The 5,669-nt window shown below is 35.6% G+C and carries 5 protein-coding genes; 3 read left to right on the top strand and 2 right to left on the bottom strand.

Annotated features, from left to right (window positions below):
* On the top strand, window positions 1–1,605 hold a 1,605-nt coding region (locus tag V7149_RS07485; RefSeq protein ID WP_335345027.1), incomplete at its 5' end, for a hypothetical protein.
* 588 nt (window positions 1,606–2,193) lie between these two features.
* Here the strand turns inward: V7149_RS07485 and V7149_RS07480 are convergent.
* Window positions 2,194–3,177, bottom strand: coding sequence for a DUF4179 domain-containing protein (locus tag V7149_RS07480; protein WP_335345026.1), 984 nt, complete (start codon window positions 3,175–3,177; stop codon window positions 2,194–2,196).
* The gene (locus tag V7149_RS07475; protein ID WP_335345025.1) at window positions 3,158–3,694 is read right to left on the bottom strand and encodes a sigma-70 family RNA polymerase sigma factor; all 537 of its coding nucleotides are present in this window, start codon (window positions 3,692–3,694) and stop codon (window positions 3,158–3,160) included. The genes V7149_RS07480 and V7149_RS07475 overlap by 20 nt, the downstream gene beginning before the upstream one ends.
* A 769-nt stretch (window positions 3,695–4,463) precedes the next feature.
* On the opposite strand from V7149_RS07475, the gene V7149_RS07470 reads away from it, so the two are divergent.
* Window positions 4,464–5,105, top strand: a complete 642-nt coding sequence (locus tag V7149_RS07470; RefSeq protein ID WP_335345024.1) for a pyridoxamine 5'-phosphate oxidase family protein — start codon at window positions 4,464–4,466, stop codon at window positions 5,103–5,105.
* A gap of 372 nt (window positions 5,106–5,477) precedes the next feature.
* On the top strand, window positions 5,478–5,624 hold the full coding sequence (locus tag V7149_RS07465) for a hypothetical protein (RefSeq protein ID WP_335345023.1): 147 nt from the start codon (window positions 5,478–5,480) through the stop codon (window positions 5,622–5,624).
* Window positions 5,625–5,669: the final 45 nt, after the last annotated feature.

Here is a 5,669-nt window from a genome sequence, read left to right as displayed (position 1 = left end):
AAAGATGAAGATTATTTATTCATGTTAGATATTACCATTGATAAAGACTATCCGATTATGGACAGATTTAATCGAGCGATCAATGCTTTAGAAAAAACATTACTGTCCTATACGCAATTTCCGAATGCACCGTTACGGGACGTATATATGAAACGACACACCTATTCATTACGCATGTTAACGTATTATTTTGCGCTTTATATGAAACGTGATTACGAAAGCATCATTGAAGCTTATCTGAACATTTACCCAGAAGCGCGTGAACATTGGCTAGAACCTTTATACTTCTTTAGCGATAAAATGAACAATGTTATGCCTTATAAACCGCGATGCCCTCACTGTAATGAGCGTATTGAGACAGAATATACATATGGCTCGGCAAAATTCTGTTCAGAAGAATGTAGGAGTGAAGCGTTGTGGTTATCTACGGAATTTGCCGTATTACAAGACATTGCAGGTATTACGCCTGATGAAATGAAAGCCGTACTTGGCATACAAAACTGGAGCTTAAATGATTTTGCGGTGAAAATCGATGAAATTCAAGAAATCATCGATAAAGGTATTGCCCCATCCCAAGCACTAATTTCTTCATTTAAAACAAAAGAAATCTTTGATCAATTGCATACGAATTTAATTTCAAAAGATGTATTTAGAGGTGGAACTGTAGAACGTTTTAGAGGGTTTATTTTTGAAGACCTACACGCTGCATCAGCATCCCTTCGCGGTACGAAAACGATTGTTAATAACAATAACGGTCCAATCGATTTCATTATGTTTAACGCGGACGGGACAAAAACTTTCGGACAAGCAAAAGCGGGCTATGAAAATGCGTGGTTTGACGCTTCTAAATATGATGGACAGTTATTTGTTATCCCAAAAAATAATCCAACATTAAAGGCTCGACTTGAAAAGACCGGAAAAACCGTTATAGAATCACCTATCAGCCTTGATACGACTACAAAAGTAGCTGAACTTATGCAACTTGAACGAAAAATTTATCAGACGGTTTTTAATACAACAGGTAAAAATGCACCGATCACTTCAACTGTCATTTCTACTGGCGGCGCTGCTTTTAAAACAGGCATTTATGGTGGTGTAGCGAGTGCAGGCTATTCATTTGGAGAAGCCACTGTTGAATTATTATATGGGGAAATCACCCTGCAAGAGGCCGGCGCACAAATCGCAAAGAGTGCATTAGTAGGGGGTGCGCAAAGTACAGCAATTGGCGGTGGCATGCATCTTGCGTCCGTTGCTCTACGCGCTGCAGCAAGTTCAAAAGCGGGGGTAATGGTATCTACTAAAGTTGCAGGAGCATTAGCAACAACAAAAGTTGGCGCATTAGCAGCAGGTACTGCTTCTACAGTATCGGGAGCATTAATGGGAACAACAGCTGGTACAGGTTTACTTGCGGCATCAGCTAGTATTGGGGCTGGAGTTACAGCAGCAAGCACTGCAATTACGGCAACGGCTGCTTCGTTAATGGGTGCTACATTAGCTGCTACAACTGTGGGTGCATTTATCGTTGCATCAGCTCCAATTATGGTTGTAACGACTCTAGCTGGTGCAACACTTTCATTAGGTAAGCGTTTATTACGTGGCTATTAATAAGTAAATAAAGCGTAGCAATCCAATTGGTGCTACGCTTTTGATGATTATGTCTGTTTATCATTCAAGTCCGGCTTTCTACGCCTTATCTGGCTTTAAAATAAAGTTAAGATGAAATAAGACTTTAAGAAAATTTAAATTGCCAATTTAATAAAGTTCCAAAAATATTCTTATCAATCTTATGATATTTCTTTATTGAGGGAAGGATGAATTTCAATGGTTATAGGAATAGTTGTTTTAGGGATTATTCTACTAATAATAGGAATATTAACACCTATTGCTTCGGGATCGACTTTATTGATTTCAGTAATTTTATTCGTTATGGCAATCGTACTCTTAAATAAAAAGAAAAAGAGTATCAAGCACTGATTATTTATATTTTTATAAAACTTCTTTAATTAAAAGGAAGATTTAACCTAAATAATACAACATGGAGATCTTCAACAAACGGGCGCTTTTCTGAAACAAGGAAAGCGTCTTTCTTCATGAAAAGGGCCATTATATGGAATAAGGACAGTTAATATCCAAGATGTCCAGTGCAAAAAATCCGAACTGCTGAGTAGGCAGTCCGGATTTTTCTGTTACCATTTAGTTTAGATTGATTTTTACAGTTTCTAGGTGGATCTCATTGTTTCCAATTTTATAAGTTGGTTCTACTAGTAAGAATCTTGTTGGATTTTCTCGGTTTATTTCAAAAATCACTTTTGAATCAGAAATTGTATGGAGTGAAGACTTCTTGCCTTTGTCGTCAACAATATTAAAAGATAATTGTTCTCCTTCTATACCGGCTGTATTTAATAATTCATATGATAAGAGGGCGTTGGTTTGTCCGATTTTTAATTCTTTAATTTCTAGACTATACTCGTTATTGAGTGAGGATGTAGTTTGAACAATCTTCAATTCTTTCGATGGTAATTTATGAACTGGAAGATTGAATGCCCATTCTCCTTGAACACCTGCAATATGAGTAAATGTAATTGGTAGAGTAAGGGAATCGGCTGATTCAGTTTTTGGATTTTCTAAAATCATTGCACCACTATAGCCATCACCGTCCTTTATTATAGCTCCCATAGTGCCACCCCACCATGTAGTTTCATCTGTTCGGTCAAACATTTCATACGCATAACCAGATTCGGGAGCTTTTTCGCCGCCAATAGTCTCAGCTAGATTTTCTCCTGTTACTTTAAATGTTAGCCCAACATATTGACCATCATAAAAAATCGATGTAATACCCATTTTTACTCCATTATCTTCAACTAATTCATTTAATTCTGTGATGAGTTTCTCGGAAGCTAGCTCTTGACCAATTGGCATTTGATATTTTTCATAAAGACCCCCGATAATCGGAACTTGAGCTAAAACGTTTGAAACGGGTGAAAAGACGAATCCTGATACGAGTAATAGTGAAGCTGCAATAGAAGAAAAAAAGGATCCACGTTTTAAAATAGTTGTGCGCTTTTTGTTATTACGATATTTTTCACCTTGCTTAATCCCTTGATCGATTGCCATCATAATCTCTTCTGTCGGAACTTCAATATCCTTTATATAGGAGTTAAGTAAGTCTTTTCGCATAATAATCATCTCCTAACGTTTTTCTTAGTTTCAACTTGGCTCTTCGTAAATACGTTTTAATGGTTGGTTGTGGTTTACCGAGTACGGTAGCAATTGTACGAATCGGTAAATCATAATAATAAAACAGAGTAAGGACATTCCGATAATCATTGTCCAGCGAGGAAAGTGCCTCCGATAAATCAATTGAAGGATCCTCGACTTTATTCAATTCTAAAAGGCCCACAATCGTTTCTTCAGGCAGTTGAATCACTTTCTTTTTTTGTTCAAGTTCTTTATAAGCTGTCCGAATTAATATCTTCACAAGCCATGTACTAAAATAGACAGGTGATTTAAGCTGGTGTATCGAAATATAGGCTTTATAGGTAGCTTCTTGTAGTACGTCGAGTGCATCTTCTTTATGACGCATGTGGAGATAAGCGATTTTATATAATTTTTTACTCTCGATCTTGAGTAATTGTTCAAATGCAAGTTTATCACCAGCAATGGCTAGCTCGACTAATTCAGTAGAATACGACATGTAGCAACCTCCTTTCACATATTAGAGGCATAAACACTAGCAAAAAGTTTCAAATATAATATATTCAAAAAGTTTTATTTAATAATTGTATTATATTACAGGATGGTTGGTATTTTAGATATGAGAATTTGATAATAGAAATTACAGTTTTTATTATCTAACGGTGGCAATAGCACAATAACTAATGAACTATTTTGCGGCTTATTGTTTTTTTCATTATTCAACAATCGGGCGCAATTCTTGAAGAAGAATTGTGCCTTTTTCAGTAATGGGCCAGTTTGCGGAATAACGATCTCGAAATTAACCGGATATTTATGTAAAAATGGCGATTGAAGCAAAATCACGGTTGGACATTTGTCACTAAGGAAGGTAATAAATGGAGTACAATAAAAATCTGAGACAGTATGTAGGGCATAGACCAATTATTTTACCTGATTCTGTTGTTATATTTTAAATGAGTAAAGAGAAGTGTTATTGCAAAAAAAGAAACGGTAGATATTGGGATTACCAGGTGGTTTATATGTTGTATTAACTTGTTCCTTTATTTCACTGTTCCTTCACGTAGCCATAAGGATCTGAACTCATTTCATTGATTCATATTTTCCATATCAAGAGATATGAAATCCCGCGAATAAGCGAGTAAATTCTCCTTAGAAAAAATAATTGAGTAAGATGTTAGTTATTTTTTTAAAAATAATTCTAATAATTCGAGTTATACAATTTTCATGGTGTATAATGGGTATATATTCCATTTGTTGAAGGTGAAAAGATGAGTATTAATTTTAAAGAGATTATCTCTTCAAAAGAAGAGTTTGAGGAATTCCGTTCATTTATTGGACAACCTAGTCAAAGAGCTGCTAATAAAGTAATTTCATTTATTGACCAGCATTGCAGAAACTTTATTTCCATGTCACCATTTTTGTCATTGGCAACATCTAATTCAGAAGGGAAATGTGATGTTTCTCCAAGAGGAGATTTTCCAGGGTTTGTTTCTGTTCTTGATGAACACCATCTTTTTATTCCAGAACGTCCAGGGAACAGAAGAATGGACTCCGCAGAAAACATTATTACTAATCCAAATATCGGGCTGATATTTTTTATACCTGGATTAGGAGAAACATTAAGAATCAATGGAAAAGCCTATATTTCTCGTGACCCGGAACTTCTTGAAAAGAGCATTGTAAATGGTCGATCCCCTCTATTTGGAATTTTAGTAGAGGTAGAGGAGTGCTTTGCACATTGTGCTAAAGCTTTCATTCGATCAAATATGTGGAACCCAGAATCGTGGTTAGCAAAAGAGAATCTTCCATCGGTTCCTCAAATGTTGGTGGCTCACTCAAAAATACCCAATGTTTCTGCTGATCAAGTAGCAAAGGAGTTACAAGAAGGCTATAAAAGCCGGCTTTATTAATATGGAATAGCGCCTAAAACTTTTAATCATACGTTTCAGTAGCCACAATATTGACTGATAATTTCCCAACAGTTGTAAGCGATTATCATGAAAATCAAGCACTAATTTAATAAAAGAAAATATAACCGTCTCATTTTTATTAATAGTATGCTCTTTCCTGCTTTCAACCAGAAATATCTGGCTGACCTTATATTACGAACGGGTGCTTTATTTGAAGATCGTTGAGCTGCTTAGACGGCTCTTTTTTCTTGTTCAACTAAAGAAGCAGTTTAGTTTAAGATGGTTATATAAGAATGAGAAATGTAAGGGGTGTTTTTATTGAAAAGGCATACCAAGACTGGAAAAATCTTATTTTATTTAGGAGTATGGCTAATGGCAGCTGGATTTGCTTTTAATCAGACATTTGGAATTGCGGATACTCCTCAACCATATGCAACATTTTCTATACCCTTAATTGTTATCGGAATTATATTAGGGGTGGTATCAAACTTTTATAAGAAAAGTAAAGAGAGTAACTAGTGATTTCGAAGGCTTTTCTTATTGTGCTAAACCAGCTAATAGTTT

The sequence above is a fragment of the Bacillus sp. JJ1503 genome (assembly GCF_036965125.1).
Lineage (GTDB): Bacteria > Bacillota > Bacilli > Bacillales > Cytobacillaceae > Cytobacillus.
This window is presented reverse-complemented; position numbering and strand designations above follow the sequence as displayed.